Here is a 16,279-nt window from a genome sequence, read left to right as displayed (position 1 = left end):
GAACTGCCTCCCGCAGCCACGCCATCGACCGCCGCGCCCCGGTCAGCATCCTGTCCGACTGCGCCGGGCCACACGTGATCCTTTGCCCGGCGGCCCTGTTCAGACCGTGGACCTTGCGGGACACCGCCGCACACTCGTTCCACACCCACCGGCACCGCGCCCACTCCGCCTCCAGACCGGTACCCGCCGACGACGACACGCGCAGCCCGTAGGTGAACCGGGCATGCCCCGACCCCTGCGGCATCACTGTCATCGTCACGCTTCGGAACCTCACAGACTCGCACTGACAAGGAAGGAGAGTGCAGGTCACAACATCCACGCAGAGAGCTCCGCGGCTTCGCGGCACCGGCCCGAGCACCCGTTCCCCCGGCCTGAAGGCACCGGCACCCTGGGAGACCCCAGGTGAACCGCTGGGAGGAGCTTGCCTGGTGACGGGCGATGGGGAAGACTCTTGCCGAAGGGCAACTGTTTGCCCGGCCCACCTTCGTCCAGGTACGAGAGGACCGGAGCGATCCCGACGGTCCCACACGGCCCCGGCCTTGCTCCCACCGCATCGTGACGTCTCTCCCGCCTCCGCGCTCGCCAGTGGCCCGAGAGCAGGGGTCAGCCACCTCCGCTCGGATCGGGCAGCGGGTGCTGCGCGCGCTCGTCGAGTCCCTGACCGAGACCGCCGTCCTGGTGAGTGATCGCGCCGGGGTGATCCGTGCCGTCAACGCCGTGATCACCTCCTGGGCGCCCCGGCTGGTGGCGGGCCGGGTGCTCGCCGAGACGGCCCCCGCCTGGCTGACGGCGGCGGACGCCTCGGGCACGGTCACCGCGCACGGCGGCATGGGGAGCCGGCAGGTGACGGCACGCCGCGCCGAGCTCCCGGGCGGGCACCACGCCTGGTATCTCACCGACGTGACGGACGCCCGCAGCACCGACCGCGAGCTGCGGCTGGCCCACGGCCGCGCGGAGTTCCTGGCCGAGGCATCCGCCGGGCTGCTGTCCTCGCTCGACCCGCGCACATGCGTGACCGCCACGGCGGAGCTGGCCGCCTCGCGGCTCGCGGACGCAGCGGTGGTCGTCACCCCGCCCGACCGGCAGCGGCTGCGGCTGACCCGGGCCGTGGCGGGCCGCCCCGGCGTGGAGGAGTGTGCCCTGGCCGTCGACCCCGCCGAAGTGCCGGGGCTGCCCGAGGCACTGGCCGGGTCGCCCCCGCCGCCGCCCCGCCGGACCGACCCCGTGCGGGCCCCGGACTGGCTGCTTCCCGAGGACTTCGGCGCCCCGGTGTCGCTGCTGGTCACCCCGCTGCCCGGCAACGGGGTCCCGGCGGGCGCACTCGTCCTGATGCGCCGCCTCGGAGGGCCGTTCACGGTCGAGGAGGAGGCCTTCGCCCAGGTCTTCGCCGCCCGCGCCGGCGCCGCGATCTCCGCATCCGTGCTCTACACCGAGCAGGCGCGCAGCGCCGCCCTGCTCCAGGAGGAACTGCTGCCGCCGCGGCTGGGGCCCATCAGGGGCACCGAGGTGGCGGGTTCCTACCGGCCGTCCCGTGAGACGCTGCGGATCGGCGGGGACTTCTACGACACCTACCCGGCGGAGGACTCCGACGGCGAGAGCACCGTGGTGCTGGGGGACGTGTGCGGAAAGGGCCTGGAGGCCGCCGTCCTCACCGGCAAGATCCGCAACACCCTCAGCGCCCTGCGGCTGGTCGAGACCGACCACGTACGGCTGCTGACGCTGCTCAACCACGCGCTCCTCAACACCGCCCACGCGCGCTTCGCCACCATGGTGCTGGCGGGCGTCACCCCGCTCGGCCGCGGCCAGGTGCGGCTGCGGCTGACCACGGGCGGCCATCCGGCACCGCTCATCCTGCGGGTCTCCGGCGATGTGGAGGAGGCCGGCACCTCCGGCACCCTGATCGGCGCGGTGCCCGACGTGCGGGCCACGACCTTCACCACGGTGCTGCAGCCCGGCGAGAGCTGCCTGCTCTACTCGGACGGCGTCACCGAGGCCCGCGGCGGGGTGACGGGCCGTGAGTTCTTCGGTTCGGAGCGGCTGAAGACGACCGTGGCCGGGTGCGTCGGCATGCCGGTGGAGGCCCTGGTCGAGCATGTGGAGCTGCGCACCACCGAATGGCTCGCCGACCGTCCCCACGACGACATCGCGCTGGTCGGCGTGGCCGCCCCGCGCGGCACCCTCCGAGTGCGGTGAACGGCCACGCACCGTCCGGGCGCACGGGACGGGCACCGTCTCCCTCGGGCCGCCGGGCGAGTGCGCACGGCCCCGGCTCCGCACCGTGACCGGTCATACTGGTGTCATGACCAGCGCGGCGAGGCAGAGAGCGAGATCCGGCGCATGACGCAGTCCCCCGCCCGGCAGACCGCGCCGGCGGCCGAGGGGCCGCGTCTGACGGTGGACGAGCTCGCGGCACGGTCCGGTACGACGGTCCGCACGATCCGCTTCTACAGCGCCAAGGGCCTGCTGCCGCCGCCGGAACTGGGCACCCGCCGCATCGGTCTGTACGGGCCGGACCACCTCGCCCGGCTGGCGTTGATCGAGGAGCTTCAGCGGCAGGGGCTGACGCTGGCCGCGATCGGCCGCTACCTGGAGCAGCTGCCCGCCGACATCACCCCCGAGGACCTCGCGCTGCACCGGGCGCTGGTGGCGACATGGATGCCCGACGCCGCGGAGGAACTGGCCCGGGACGGGCTGGAGCAGCGGGCGGGACGGCCGCTGAGCGGCCACGACCTGGACCGGCTCGCCGCCATGGGCGTCCTGCACCCCACCGCGGACCCCGGTGTACTGCTGGTGAACCCGGCGCTGCTGCACCTGGGGGTGCGCCTGCTGGACATGCCGATCCCGCTGGAGACGCTGCTCGCCACCCGGGAGATCGTGCTGAAGCACGCCCGCGCGGTCGCCCACGAGCTGCACCGGCTCTTCCAGCAGGAGGTGTGGCAGCCGTACGTGGCCGGGCGCCCGGCGCCCGAGGAGCGGGCCCGGATGCGCAGGCTCACCGACGACCTGCAGCCGATGGTCGTCCAGGCCCTGGTCACCGCCTTCCAGCGGTCGCTCGCCGAGGAACTGCGGGCCACGGCGACCGGGTTCGGCGACCGGGCGCGCGGCGAGGAGTGAGAACGGCGGCGCCGCGGTCCCCCAGACGGGGGCCGCGGCGCCAGCCGGGCTTGTCAGCCGTCGGTGAAGGTCTCGCCCCGCCCGGCCTTCCGCACCAGCAACTCCGGGGCCGCGAAGCGCTCGCCGTAGGCGGCCCTCAGCTCCTCGGCGCGGGCGAGGAAGCCGGCCGGTCCTCCGGGGTAGCCATTGACGTACTGCAGGACGCCACCGGTCCAGGCGGGGAAGCCGATGCCCAGGATGGAACCGATGTTGGCGTCGGCGACGGAGGTCAGCACGCCCTCCTCCAGACAGCGGACGGTGTCCAGCGCCTCGACGAAGAGCATGCGCTCCTTGAGGTCCTCGAAGGGGACGGCCGCCGCCTCCGGCTTGGTGAAGTGCTCGCGCAGTCCGGGCCACAGGCCCGCGCGCTTGCCGTCGGGGTACTCGTAGAAGCCGGCGCCGCCGCTGCGTCCGGTGCGTCCGAACTCCTCGACCATGCGGTCGATGACGGCGTCGGCGGGATGCGGCTGCCAGGTGCCGCCCGCCTCCTCCACGGCGCGCCGGGACTCCTCGCGGATCTTGCGGGGCAGCGTGAGCGTCAGCTCGTCCATCAGGGAGAGCACCTTGGCCGGGTAGCCGGCCTGGGCGGCGGCCTGTTCCACGGTCGCGGGGTCGACGCCCTCGCCGACCATCGCCACGCCCTCGTTGATGAAGTGCCCGATGACGCGCGAGGTGAAGAAGCCCCGCGAGTCGTTGACGACGATCGGGGTCTTGCGGATCTGCCGGACCAGGTCGAAGGCGCGGGCGATCGCCTCGTCGCCGGTGCGGGCGCCCTTGATGATCTCGACCAGCGGCATCCTGTCGACCGGCGAGAAGAAGTGCAGGCCGATGAAGTCCTCGCGCCGCTGCACGCCCTCCGCCAGGAGCGAGATGGGCAGGGTGGAGGTGTTGGAGCACAGCAGGGCGTCGGGGGCGACGACGCCCTCGATCTCCTGGAACACCTTGTGCTTCAGGGCCGGGTCCTCGAAGACCGCCTCGATGACGGCGTCGCAGCCCGCCAGGTCCTGCGGGTCGGTGGTGGCGTGGATCCGGGCGAGCAGCTCGTCCCGCTTCTCCGGGGTGGTACGGCCCCTGGCCACGGCCTTGTCGAGGAGCCCGGCGGAGTACGCCTTGCCGCGCTCGGCGGCCTCGGCGCTGACGTCCTTCAGGACCACCTCGATGCCGGCCTTCGCGCACGAGTAGGCGATGCCCGCGCCCATCATGCCGGCGCCGAGCACGGCCACCTTGGTGACGGTGCGGGCCGGCACGTCCTTGGGGCGGCTGGCACCGGAGTTGACGGCCTGCATGTCGAAGAAGAAGGCCTGGATCATGTTCTTGGCGATCGGGCCGGTCACCAGCTCGGTGAAGTAGCGGGCCTCGATGGCGAAGGCGGTGTCGATGTCGACCTGGGCGCTCTCCACGGCGGTGGCCAGGATGTTGCGCTGCGCCGGGTAGGGGGCGCCGGCGAGCTGCTTGCGCAGGTTGGCCGGGAAGGCGGGCAGGTTGGCGGCGAACTTGGGCGTGCTGGGGGTGCCGCCGGGGATGCGGTAGCCCTTGGCGTCCCAGGGCTGCGCGGACTCGGGGTGGGCGTCGATGAAGGCGTGTGCCTTGGCGAGCATGTCGTCGTGGCCGGTCGCGACCTCGTGGACCAGCCCGTTCTCCAGCGCGCGCCGCGGGTCGTACTGGTTGCCCTGCAGCAGCACCTTCAGCAGCGCGTCGGTGATGCCGAGCAGCCGTACCGTGCGGACGACCCCGCCGCCGCCGGGGAGCAGGCCGAGGGTGGCCTCGGGCAGGCCGATCTTCGAGCCGGGCGCGTCGAGCGCGACGCGGTGGTGGCAGGCGAGCGCGATCTCGTAACCACCTCCGAGGGCCGCGCCGTTGACGGCGGCGACGACGGGCTTGCCGAGGGTCTCGATGCGGCGCAGGTCGCGCTTCATGCCCATGCCGGCCTCGTAGATCTGCGGGGCGTCCTCGGGCCCCGCCTTGATCATGTCCTTGAGGTCGCCGCCGGCGAAGAAGGTCTTCTTGGCGGAGGTGACGATGACACCGCGGACGGAGTCGCGTTCCGCCTCCAGGCGGTCGGCCACGGCCCGCAGGGACTCCCTGAAGGCCTGGTTCATGGTGTTCGCGGACTGGTTCGGGTCGTCGAGGACGAGGGTGACGACCCCGGTCCCGTCCTGTTCCCAGCGGATGGTGGTGTTCGTCGGAAGAGCGGTCATGTTCGGTCGGCTCCGTAGCGGGGTGCGGGACAGCGGGTCAGAGGCGCTCGACGACGGTGGCGATGCCCATGCCGCCGCCGACGCACAGCGTGGCGAGTCCGTACCGCTGGTCGCGGCGTTCCAGTTCGTCGACGAGGGTCCCCAGGATCATGGCGCCGGTGGCCCCGAGGGGGTGGCCGAGCGCGATGGCGCCGCCGTTGACGTTGACCTTGTCGTGGCTGAGGCCCATCTCGCGCATGAAGCGCAGGACGACCGCGGCGAAGGCCTCGTTGATCTCGACGAGGTCGATGTCGTCGACGGTCAGCCCGGCCTTGGCGAGCGCCTTGCGGCAGGCGGGCGCGGGGCCCGTGAGCATGATGGTGGGGTCCGAGCCGGAGACGGCGGCGGAGACGATGCGGGCGCGCGGGGTCAGGCCGAAGCGCTCGCCGGTCTCACGGTTGCCGATGGCCACCAGTGCCGCGCCGTCCACGATGCCGGAGGAGTTGCCCGCGTGGTGGACGTGGTCGATCCTCTCGACCCAGTGGTACTTCTGCAGCGCGACGGCGTCGAAGCCGCCCGCCTCGCCGATCGCGGCGAAGGACGGCTTGAGCCCGGCCAGGCTCTCCGCGGTGGTGCCGGGCCGGATGTGCTCGTCGCGGTCGAGGACGACCAGGCCGTTGCGGTCGACGACGGGGACGACGGAGCGGTCGAAGCGGCCCTCCTTCCAGGCCTCGACGGCGCGGGCCTGCGACTCGGCGGCGTAGGAGTCCACGTCGTGGCGGCTGAAGCCCTCGATGGTGGCGATGAGGTCGGCTCCGACGCCCTGGGGCACGAAGCCCGTGGTGTAGCTGGTCATCGGGTCCATGGCCCAGGCGCCGCCGTCGGAGCCCATGGCGACGCGGGACATCGACTCCACGCCGCCCGCGAGCACCAGGTCCTCCCAGCCGGAACGGACCTTGGCGGCGGCCATGTTGACGGCCTCCAGTCCGGAGGCGCAGAAGCGGTTCTCCTGGACGCCGGCCACGGTCTCGGGAAGCCCGGCGGCGATGGCGGCGGTCTTGGCGATGTCGGAGCCCTGGTCGCCGATCGGGGTGACGACACCGAGCACGATGTCGTCGATCGCGGCCGGGTCGAGGCCCGGCAGGCGGCGGCGCAGTTCGTCGATGAGACCGGTGACCAGGTCGATGGGCTTGGTGCCGTGCAGGGAGCCGTTGGCCTTGCCGCGCCCGCGCGGGGTGCGGATGGCCTCGTAGACGTAGGCGTCGGTGCTCAACGTCGGATGCCTTTCGATGAGGGTGTCGGTGTGGTGCCGGGTCGGATCAGCCGGGCGGCGAACGGCCGAGGGTCTCCTTCATGATGCCCGTCGTGCCGCCGTAGCCGGTCCGGACACGTCCGCCAGTGACGGCCGGCGGTCTCCCGGAACGCCGCGTGCCCGGCCGTGAAGAGGTCGCGCCGCATGCTGGTGCCCGCCTTCCGCCGGTGGCCCCGGCTACGGGAGCCGGTCCCCGGCCCGTTCGACGAGGGGGGTGGGCGTCGCGGCCCCGGGGACGCAGACCGGAAGGTCCCAGTCGCGGGCGACCTCCGCGGTGTGCGCGCCGGGCAGGGCGGGTGGCCGCCGCAGGGCGCCTGGGGTCGCGGAGAAGCGCGGGGCGGGAGCGGGCTGGGTGATGCCGCCGGTGCCGGCGAAGGTGCCTCGGGCGGCCAGGTGGGGATGGGCCGCGGCCTCGGCCAGCGACAGCACCGGAGCCGTGCAGGCGTCGCTGCCCTCGAAGACCTCCGTCCACTCCCGGCGGGTACGGGACGCGAAGCGGGCCGCGATGAGCGTGCGCAGTTCGTCCCAGCGTCCGAGGTCGCCCCGGTCGGGCGCGTCCTCGGGGAGGCCGAGCAGCCGGACGAACTCCGCGTAGAAGGCCGGTTCCAGGGCGCCGACGGCCATCCAGCCGCCGTCGGCGGTCTCGTAGACGGCGTAGTAGGGGCAGCCGCCGTCCAGCAGGTTGGCGCCGCGCCGGTCCTGCCAGCCGCCGGCGGCGACCATGCCGCGGATCATCGCGCCGAGGTGGGCCACGCCGTCGACGACGGCCGCGTCGACGACCTGGCCGGTGCCGGTGGCGCGGGCGTGGTGCAGGGCCGCGAGCACCCCGGTGACCAGGTAGAGGGAGCCGCCGGCGTAGTCGCCGAGCAGGTTGGCCGGGATCGCGGGCGGTCCGTCCCCGGGGCCGATCATCCCCAGCACCCCGGCGACGGCGATGTACCCGATGTCGTGCCCGGCGCGCGGGGCGAGCGGCCCGTCCTGGCCCCAGCCCGTCATGCGGCCGTAGACGAGGCGGGGGTTGCGGGCGTGGCAGTCGGCGGGACCGACGCCGAGGCGCTCCGCGACGCCGGGGCGGTTGCCCTCCAGCAGGACGTCGGCGCGGGCGGCGAGGTCCAGGACCAGCCGGACGCCCTCCTCGCTCTTGAGGTCGGCGACCACGGAGCGTTTGTTGCGGTTGGTGACGTCGCGCGCCGGGTCGATGCCGAGCCGTGAGCCACCGGGCCGGTCGACGCGGACGACGTCGGCACCGAGGTCGCCGAGCAGCATGGCGGCGAAGGGGGCCGGGCCGATGCCGGCCAGCTCCACCACGCGCACACCGTCGAGCGGCCCGCCGGCGGACGCTGATCCCCCCGGTCGTTCGCCCGGTCGTTCGCCCGGTCGCGTTCGCGCCTCGGTCATCGGGGCCTCCGGCTTCGCGGCGAGCATGACAGTATTGCTGTAACACTGGCGATGCTATGGATGCGCGATGCCGATGACAAGGGCCGCAGCCCCGGCGGGCCGCGGTTCGTGTGAGGATCACCGCCATGGAGGAGGCACAGTGGCAGAGGTGACGGACATGGCGCCGGCGGACGAGACCGTACGGGTGAGGCAGCTCTGGCAGGGCCTGGGCCTGCCGGGGATCGTGGACGTGCACACCCACTTCATGCCGGACCGCGTGCTGGCCAAGGTCTGGGCGTACTTCGACTCCGCCGGTCCGCTCACGGGCCGGCCGTGGCCGATCGCGTACCGCACCGACGAGGACGAGCGGGTCGCCACGCTGCGGGCGTTCGGAGTGCGCGCCTTCACCTCGATGCTCTACCCGCACAAGCCCGCGATGGCCGCCTGGCTGAACTCCTGGGCGGCCGGCTTCGCCGCCCGGACGCCCGACTGCCTGCACACGGCGACCTTCTTCCCGGAGCCGGAGGCGCCGGGCTACGTCCGGCAGGCGCTGGAGGCGGGCGCCCGGGTCTTCAAGTGCCACGTGCAGGTCGGGGCCTTCGACCCCAACGACCCGCTGCTCGACCCCGTCTGGGGACTGCTCGCGGACAGCGGCGTCCCCGTCGTCACGCACTGCGGGTCGGGGCCCGTCCCCGGCCGCCACACCGGTCCCGGCCCGATCGCCCGGCTGCTGGCCCGGCACCCCCGGCTGCGGCTGGTCGTCGCGCACATGGGCATGCCGGAGTACGGGGCGTTCCTGGACCTCGCCGAGCGGTACGAGGGCGTGCACCTGGACACGACGATGGCGTTCACGGACTTCAGCGAGGCCGACGCGCCCTTCCCGCCGCCGGAGCGCAAGCGGCTGGACGGCCTCGGTGACCGCGTCCTGTTCGGCAGCGACTTCCCCAACATCCCGTACGCGTACCCGCACGCCCTGCAGGCGCTGACGCGGCTGGAACTGGGCGAGGCGTGGACGCGGGCCGTCCTGTACGGCAACGCCGCCCGCCTCTTCGGGATCCCGGCGTGACGCCGCCCGCGCGGCCCGGCGGGCCCGGGACGATCACCACGCCGCGGCTGGTCCTCGAACCGCTGCGGGTCGATCACGCGCGGGAGATGGCCGACGTGCTCCGCGACCCCGGGCTGCACGAGTTCACCGGCGGCACCCCGTACGACGCGCCGGGTCTGCGCGCCCGCTACACCCGCCTGGTCGCCGGCTCCGGCGACCCCGCCGTGTCCTGGTGGAACTGGGTGGTCCGGCTGCGCGCGGAGGACCGCCTCACGGGCACCGTGCAGGCGACGGTGGCGTGGGACACGCCGGACGGCACGGTCGCGGAGGTCGCCTGGGTGACCGGCACCCCCTGGCAGGGCCGCGGCATCGCCACCGAGGCCGCCGCCGCCCTCGTCGCCCGGCTCGCCGCACTCCCCGTGGACCGCGTCGTCGCCCACGTCCACCCCGGTCACCTGGCGTCCCGTTCCGTCGCCGCGGCCGCCGGCCTCGCCCCCACCTCCGTCGTCGTGGACGGCGAGGTCCGCTGGCAGCGCGACGTCACCCGGCCCGGCGGGGCGCAGGGCGGCTGACCCGGCCCGGGGCGCCGCACTCCGGCGCTCCGGCATCCCGGTACTCCGCCACGACGACATCGGCGGCCCGCCACGGGCGCCGTTGCGAGCGTCGTTGCGGGCGTCGGGGGCCGCCGTGATGAAGGATGTCCCCGCCCGGGACATCCGGCACATCCCGGATGTCCGCCCCACGTCGCACGGGAGGTACGCCCGCATGGCGCCACGTCCGCACTGGCTCTTCGGCGACCAGTTGGGGCCGCACTTCCTCGACCCCGGCGCGCCCGTGGTGATGATCGAGGCGCGCTCGGCGTTCGCCCGGCGCCGCTCGCACCGGGCCAAGGCCCACCTCGTGCTGTCCGCGATGCGGCACCGGGCGGCGGAACTCGGCGACCGTGTGCGCTACGTGCGGGCAGGCACCTATCGCGAGGGGCTGCGCGAGGCGGCCGGTGACGCGCGGGTGACGGTGTGCCGGCCGAGCTCGCGGGCCGCGCTGCGGCTGGTGGAATCGCTGGACCGGGTCGAGGTCCTGCCGGACCGCGGATTCCTGGTGTCGCGCGAGGAGTTCGCCGGCTGGATCGAGGACCGCGGCGGGGCACGCCTGCGGCTGGAGGACTTCTACCGCTGGGTGCGCCGCTCCCACGACCTGCTGATGGACGGCGGCGAGCCGGCCGGCGGCCGCTGGAACCTGGACCACGACAACCGTGAGCCCCCGCCGCGGGGCCGGGACGACCTCGGGGTACCGCCGCCCTGGCGGCCGCAGGAGGACGAGATCGACGACGAGGTCCGGCGCGACCTGGACCGCTGGGAACGCGAGGGCCGGGTCCGCTTCGTCGGCCGCGACGGCCCGCGGCTGTTCCCCGTCACCCGGCGCGAGGCACTGTCGGCACTTCGCTCCTTCGTCGCGCACCGACTGCCGGAGTTCGGGCGGTACGAGGACGCCATGCTCGCCGGGGACCCGGTGATGAGCCACAGCCTGCTCTCCGCCCCCCTGAACCTCGGGCTGTTGCACCCCGCCGAGTGCGTCGAGCGGGCGGAGCGCGCGTTGCGCTCCGGCGACGCACCGCTGAACAGCGTGGAGGGCTTCGTCCGGCAGATCGCCGGATGGCGCGAGTACGTGCAGCAGGTGTACTGGCACTTCGGCGCGGACTACCGGCACCGCAACGAACTGCGCCACCACACGCGGCTGCCGCGCTGGTTCCTGGAACTGGACGCGGACGCGGTGCGCGCGCGCTGCCTGTCGACGGTGCTGGCCCAGGTCCGCGACACGGGGTGGACCCACCACATCCCCCGGCTGATGGTGCTGGGCAGTCACGCGCTCCAACACGGCTGGGATCCGGAGGCGTTGACCGACTGGTTCCATCGCTGCTTCGTCGACGGCCACGACTGGGTGATGGCGCCGAACGTGGTCGGGATGTCCCAGTACGCCGACGGCGGGCTGATGACGACCAAGCCGTACACCTCGGCCGGCGCCTACATCCACCGCATGAGCGACCTGTGCGACGGCTGCGCCTACCGCCCCGCCGAACGGACGGGCGAGCGCGCCTGCCCGTACACCACCGGCTACTGGTCGTTCGTGCACCGGCACCGGGATCTGCTCGCGGCCAACCACCGTACGGCGAGGGCGGTTCGGGGTCTGGAGCGGCTGGGAAACCTGCCCGAGGTACTGGCGCTGGAGGAGGAACGCGGGCGACGGGCTCCGTGACGGTGTGCAACCTCGGGCGTGCAGCGGGTACCCGTACACAGGTGCCCCTTGGCGATACCTACGAAAGAGAGTCACTTCGTCACTCTGAGTAGCGAACTCAATGCACTTCAGGCACGTATAGTTACCTGCGTCACACCAGTTACAGGGAACGGTTCGGGGCACCACGTGAGTCTCATACGTAGGGCCGCAGTTGGGCACTGGAGCTGGTTGCTGCCCGACGCGCAGGAGAAGTGAGGAGAAGCCATGCGACCGTTCGCGCTGATTCATGCCCGGCCGGCCACACCCGAAACATTCGTAGCGCCGTACACCTACGATTCCGCCCTGCAGCTGAACGTGCTCCCCGACGGACGCCCCGTCATCACCGACCGCGCGCTGCTGCTCGCCACGGCCGCCACCGTCTCCACCGCCGGCTCCAAGACGCACTTCGACGACTGAGCACCCCGAACCCCCATGACCGTCCTGATCCTCACCTCCCCCGAGGACGTGACCGCCGACCTGGTGGTGGCGGCGCTGCACGACCGCGGGACGCCGGTGGTCCGCCTGGACCCTGCGGATCTGCCCGGCGAGGTCTCCATGTCCGCCGAGTACGTACGCGGTGACGTACGCGGGTACCTGTCGGTCCAGGAGCGCATGGTGAGCATGGACAGCGTGCGCTCCATCTGGATCCGAAGACCCGGCACACCCGGCGCCGGCGCGGCGGAGCAGTCCGAGTGGCTGACCGCCGAGGCCGGCGCGGCACTGTACGGGGCGCTGCGCTGCGTGCGGGCCCGGTGGATGAACCACCCGGCCGCCGCGGCCCAGGCCCGTTACAAGCCATGGCAGTTGTTCACCGCGCACCACTCGGGGTTCGCGGTGCCCGCCACGCTCATCACCACCTTCCCGCAGGCGGCACGGGAGTTCGCCGAGCAGCATCCGCAGCTGGTCGTCAAGGCGGTCTCCGGCACGCACCCGGGCGATCCGCCGATGGCGCTGCCGACCACGCTGGTCGCCCCGGACGCCGACTTCTCCGCGGTCGCGGCGGGGCCGACGCTGCTGCAGCAGTACATACCCAAGGCCGCCGACATCCGCCTGACCTGTGTGGGGACGGGGTTGTTCGCGGCCCGCAAGAAGTCCGGTCCCGACCAGGTCGACGGCCGGTTCGACAGCCCCGAGGACGCCGACTGGGAGCCCGTGGAGCCACCGGTGCGCATAGGGCGCTCGGTGCGGGAGTACATGGCCGCGGCCGGACTCGCCTACGGAGCCTTCGACTTCGCCGAGGACACCGACGGGACCTGGTGGTTCCTGGAGTGCAACCAGGGCGGCCAGTTCGGCTTCGTCGAGCTGGCGACGGGGCAGCCCATCACCGCGGCCATCGCCGATTGGCTGGCCGGCTGTCAGGACTCCCGCACGCCCCACGGGGAGCCGTAGGAGGTCAGCAGGTCGAGGAAGGGACGCGGGGCCAGGGCCTCGGGACCGAGGACTCCGCTGCCCGCCCAGGTGCCCGCGGCCATCAGCTCCAGGGCCACGACGGGGTTGACGGCCGTCTGCCAGACGACGGCCTGCGAGCCGTACTCGCGCATCGACCACTGGTTGTCGACGACGTGGTACAGGTACACCTCGCGCGCCCGGCCGTCCTTCGTCCCCTTGACCCACGTTCCGGCGCAGGTCTTGCCGTGCATGCGCTCGCCCAGCGTGGCCGGGTCGGGCAGGCAGGCGGCCACGACGTCCCGCGGGCTGACCCGGACCGGCCCCCGGTCGCTCTGCACGGTGACGGGTCCGGTGCGGTCCAGGCCGAGCTGGTGGAGGGTCCTGAGGGTGCCGATGAACTCCTCCCCCAGGCCGTACTTGAAGGTCACGCGTCCGGCGTCGACCCAGCGCGGCATCAGGAGCACCTCCTCGTGCTCGACGTTCACGCAACCGACGGGCCCGATGCCCTCCGGGAAGTCGAAGACCTCGGGCTCGCTGAAGGGCTCGGTCGTGAACCAGCCGCGTCCGGCCTCGTACACCACCGGCGGGTTGAGGCACTCCTCGATGGTGGTCCAGATGCTGAACGACGGCGCGAAGTCGACGCCGTCGACGGTGAGGTTCGCGCCGTCGCGCACCCCGATCTCCTCGATCGTGTCGAACAGCTCGTCGGCGGCGTAGCGGGCGAAGACGTCCGACAGGCCCGGCTCCACACCCATCCCGACCAGGGCCAGCCGTCCGGCCTTCTCCCACTCGGCGGCCCGCTCGAACTGGGCGTCGCCGAGCTTGATCCCGCACTCCTCGTAGGGGTGCTCCGGGTGCGGTCGGGACAGCGACATCGCCATGTCGAGGTAGTCGGCGCCGGCGGCGAGGGCGGCGCCGAACAGGGGCATCACGAAGCGCGGGTCGGTGGCGTTGAGCAGGACGTCGCAGCGCCGCTCGGTGAGCAGCGCGGTGACCGCGGCCTCGTCGGAGGCGTCGACGGGAACGGCGGAGAACCGGCCGGTCCCGTCGTCCACGGCCGCCACGGCGGCCTCGGCGCGGGCGAGGTCCCGGTCGGCGACGACCATGGCCTCGAAGAACGAGCGACGGGCGGCGATCCGGGTGATGGCGGTACCCACCCCGCCGGCTCCCACAAGCAGTACACGCATGGCTGACAAGTCTCCGTTCCGAGGCGGAGGCGCCTCTGCCCTGGGATGAAACGCCGCCCCCCGACGTATGGTCAATGGTGTTGGCATAAGCTCGGCGCTGCGCGAAGGGAGGGGCTCGTGCCCAAGAGGGTGGTCCAGGAGGCGGCACGCCGGCGCCGCCGCCCCACCAGGAACGGGGCGGTGCTCTCGCACCGGCTGATCGTCGACACCGCGCTGCGCATGCTGCACGAGCACGGCTCGGCCGGGCTGACCGTACGGCGGCTCGGCACCGCGCTGGGCGCCGACCCGAGCACGCTGTACCGCTATTTCCGCGGCATGGACGACCTCACCCTGGCCATCGCGGACGACCTGATGGGCCGGGCGATGGAGGGCTGGGAGTCCACCGGCGCCTGGCGCAGCGACCTGCGCGGCCTGGGGCTGCGCATCCACACCGCCTACCTCGCCCACCCGCAGGCGGCGGTGCTCACCGCCAGCCGGGTCTCCGGGCGCGCCCACGAGACGGCGGCCGACGAGGCGGTCCTGGGCATCCTGCGCACCGCCGGGTTCCCCGACCCCGCCGCGGTCGCGATCTACCAGGCCTTCATCGACCAGGCCCTGGCCTTCGCCGCGCTGGACGCGGCGACGCTGGCCCTCCCCGAGGCCGCCCGCGCCGCCGACAGGGACGTGTGGCGGGAGACGTACGCGCGGCTGCCTGCGCGTACCCATCCGCACATCGCGGCCACCGCCGGCCTGCTCGTCGCCCGCATGAACCGCAGCGCCTACCCCACCGCGCTCGACATGCTGCTCGACAGCGCCACGGCCCGGCTGGCGGCGTCGCGGCAGGACTGAGGGCCCGTCTCCCGTTCACCTCGACTCCGCATACTGGAGGGCCGGACCCGCCCGTGACCTGCGGGGGTCCCGGTACGACGGAGCGAGTGGGGTTGGTGAAGGTGCGGGATCCGGTCGTGGTGGACGAGGAGGCACTCGCGGACGCGACGGCCGAAGGACCGCGGCATCGGTCGTGCGGGCTCGGCGCCCGGCGCCCGTTCAAGCGCGGCCGTACGGAGTGTGGGACATGACACGCTCCCGGACGAACCGGCCTGCGGCGACGGGGCCCCGGCGGCGCACGGCGGTGCCGCGCCTGGCGGTCCTGCTGGTCCTCGCGGTCTGCGCCGTGGGGCTGTACGCCGTGACGGCCGGGCGGAACGCGGGCGAGCGGACTGCTCCCGCGGCCGCCGAGCACGGACCGGCCGCCTCCGCCGTGCCGTCGCCCGCCCCCACCCGGACGGCGAAGCCGAAGCCGGCCCGGTCGCAGGTGCCCGAGCACGGCGACGGCAGGTTCACCGAGGCCCCCGGCACCTCGCGGACCATCGGTCACGGCACCCCGCTGCGGTACGGAGTGGAGGTCGAGGACGGCACCGGCTTCTCCGCCGCCTCGGTGGCCGCGGAGGTCGACCGCATACTCGCCGACAAGCGCGGCTGGACGACGGCCGGCGCCGCCTTCCGCCGCGTCGACTCACCGCCGTACGACTTCCTCGTGCGCCTGGCCACCCCGGACACCACGGACGCGCTGTGCGCCGAGTACGGCCTGGACACCGGCGGCGAGGTGAACTGCAGCGGCGGCAAGGACGTCGTGGTCAACCTCAAGCGCTGGGTGCTGCTGAGCCCCTACTACAAGGGCCGCCCGGCCGAGTACCGGGCCCTGATCATCAACCACGAGGTCGGCCACCGCCTCGGCCGCGGCCATCGTGGCTGCCCCGGCCCCGGGCGCCCCGCCCCGGCGATGATGCAGCAGATCAAGGGCCTCCACGGCTGCACCCCCAACGCCTGGCCTTACGACCGCCACGGCCACGCGATCACCGGCCCCGCCGTCCCGTGACCGCCGTCCCGTGACCGCCGTCCCGTGACCGCCCGAACACCGGAGGGTCCGCGTCCTTCCCCCGGTGCCGCTGACCGGCCGGTGGCGCCTGGGCCGAGCGGGCCATCGACGCCGCGCAGCGGGGGTCCTCGACCCGTCGAGCGCGAACCCGCCGGGCTACACCCGCCCCCGGCCCAGCCGCCGGGGCCTGCTCGGCACGGCCGCCCGGCGGCTCGCGCAACTCCGGCCTGTCGCCACCCCCGGCAGGCACGCGGTGGCGCACACCCGCCTCGCCCCGTCATCCGGCCGGCCGCGCCATGCCGTACTCCGACGCCCCGTGACACCTCCCCGGGCTGAACCGCCGAGCGCGACCGCGCCCCTCCCCATGCCCTCGTTCCCGTCGGCATCTCGCCGCCTCGCCGCTGGACACGCCTACCCGGCCGGTGGTCGCTCCGCGGGTCGCCTCCCCTGCCCGGCGCGGACTCCGGCCGGACTCGGACCGCCTCACCCAGGCCCCGCTGGAGGGTCCGC

13 protein-coding genes are annotated in these 16,279 nt (G+C 73.6%); 9 read left to right on the top strand and 4 right to left on the bottom strand.

From position 1 onward, the window contains the following. The first annotated feature begins 633 nt into the window (after positions 1-633). Entirely contained in the window at positions 634-2,193 is a 1,560-nt protein-coding gene (locus PV342_RS13445; RefSeq protein WP_400798255.1) for a SpoIIE family protein phosphatase, read from the top strand. Positions 2,194-2,337: 144 nt separating this feature from the next. Continuing rightward, a complete protein-coding gene (locus PV342_RS13440; protein ID WP_400798252.1) occupies positions 2,338-3,114 on the top strand; it encodes a MerR family transcriptional regulator in 777 nt (258 codons plus the stop codon). A 53-nt stretch (positions 3,115-3,167) separates the two neighbouring features. On the opposite strand, the gene PV342_RS13435 is transcribed toward PV342_RS13440, so the two are convergent. The 3 genes from PV342_RS13435 to PV342_RS13425 all read right to left on the bottom strand — a co-directional run bounded on the left by PV342_RS13435 (position 3,168) and on the right by PV342_RS13425 (position 8,040). Beyond that, a complete protein-coding gene (locus PV342_RS13435) occupies positions 3,168-5,351 on the bottom strand; it encodes a 3-hydroxyacyl-CoA dehydrogenase NAD-binding domain-containing protein (protein WP_386993089.1) in 2,184 nt (727 codons plus the stop codon). A gap of 37 nt (positions 5,352-5,388) precedes the next feature. After that, positions 5,389-6,603, bottom strand: coding sequence for an acetyl-CoA C-acetyltransferase (locus PV342_RS13430; protein ID WP_354797978.1), 1,215 nt, complete (start codon positions 6,601-6,603; stop codon positions 5,389-5,391). A gap of 216 nt (positions 6,604-6,819) precedes the next feature. After that, on the bottom strand, positions 6,820-8,040 hold the full coding sequence (locus tag PV342_RS13425; RefSeq protein ID WP_500317229.1) for a CaiB/BaiF CoA transferase family protein: 1,221 nt from the start codon (positions 8,038-8,040) through the stop codon (positions 6,820-6,822). 157 nt (positions 8,041-8,197) lie between these two features. On the opposite strand from PV342_RS13425, the gene PV342_RS13420 reads away from it, so the two are divergent. From PV342_RS13420 to tgmB, 5 genes are all read left to right on the top strand, one after another. Beyond that, on the top strand, positions 8,198-9,085 hold the full coding sequence (locus PV342_RS13420; RefSeq protein WP_400798482.1) for an amidohydrolase family protein: 888 nt from the start codon (positions 8,198-8,200) through the stop codon (positions 9,083-9,085). Then, on the top strand, positions 9,082-9,636 hold the full coding sequence (locus PV342_RS13415) for a GNAT family N-acetyltransferase (RefSeq protein WP_386993086.1): 555 nt from the start codon (positions 9,082-9,084) through the stop codon (positions 9,634-9,636). The genes PV342_RS13420 and PV342_RS13415 overlap by 4 nt, the downstream gene beginning before the upstream one ends. A 193-nt stretch (positions 9,637-9,829) precedes the next feature. Then, positions 9,830-11,317: a cryptochrome/photolyase family protein gene (locus tag PV342_RS13410; protein ID WP_500317227.1), complete on the top strand. Its 1,488-nt coding sequence runs from the start codon at positions 9,830-9,832 to the stop codon at positions 11,315-11,317. 243 nt (positions 11,318-11,560) lie between these two features. Then, the gene (gene tgmA / locus PV342_RS13405) at positions 11,561-11,752 is read left to right on the top strand and encodes a putative ATP-grasp-modified RiPP (RefSeq protein ID WP_018562451.1); all 192 of its coding nucleotides are present in this window, start codon (positions 11,561-11,563) and stop codon (positions 11,750-11,752) included. Positions 11,753-11,767: 15 nt separating this feature from the next. Next, entirely contained in the window at positions 11,768-12,724 is a 957-nt protein-coding gene (gene tgmB, locus PV342_RS13400) for an ATP-grasp ribosomal peptide maturase (protein WP_433428507.1), read from the top strand. On the opposite strand, the gene PV342_RS13395 is transcribed toward tgmB, so the two are convergent. Beyond that, positions 12,691-13,911 (bottom strand): saccharopine dehydrogenase family protein, encoded by a 1,221-nt coding sequence (locus PV342_RS13395; RefSeq protein WP_400798236.1) that lies wholly within the window; start codon positions 13,909-13,911, stop codon positions 12,691-12,693. The two genes, tgmB and PV342_RS13395, sit on opposite strands and share 34 nt — an antisense overlap. A gap of 117 nt (positions 13,912-14,028) precedes the next feature. On the opposite strand from PV342_RS13395, the gene PV342_RS13390 reads away from it, so the two are divergent. Continuing rightward, complete coding sequence (locus PV342_RS13390) at positions 14,029-14,739, top strand: TetR/AcrR family transcriptional regulator (protein ID WP_391576137.1); 711 nt, start codon at positions 14,029-14,031, stop codon at positions 14,737-14,739. Positions 14,740-14,965: 226 nt separating this feature from the next. Continuing rightward, positions 14,966-15,769: a DUF3152 domain-containing protein gene (locus PV342_RS13385; protein ID WP_500317224.1), complete on the top strand. Its 804-nt coding sequence runs from the start codon at positions 14,966-14,968 to the stop codon at positions 15,767-15,769. Positions 15,770-16,279: the final 510 nt, after the last annotated feature.

Source organism: Streptomyces sp. PA03-3a (assembly GCF_033792735.1).
GTDB lineage: Bacteria > Actinomycetota > Actinomycetes > Streptomycetales > Streptomycetaceae > Actinacidiphila.
This window is presented reverse-complemented; position numbering and strand designations above follow the sequence as displayed.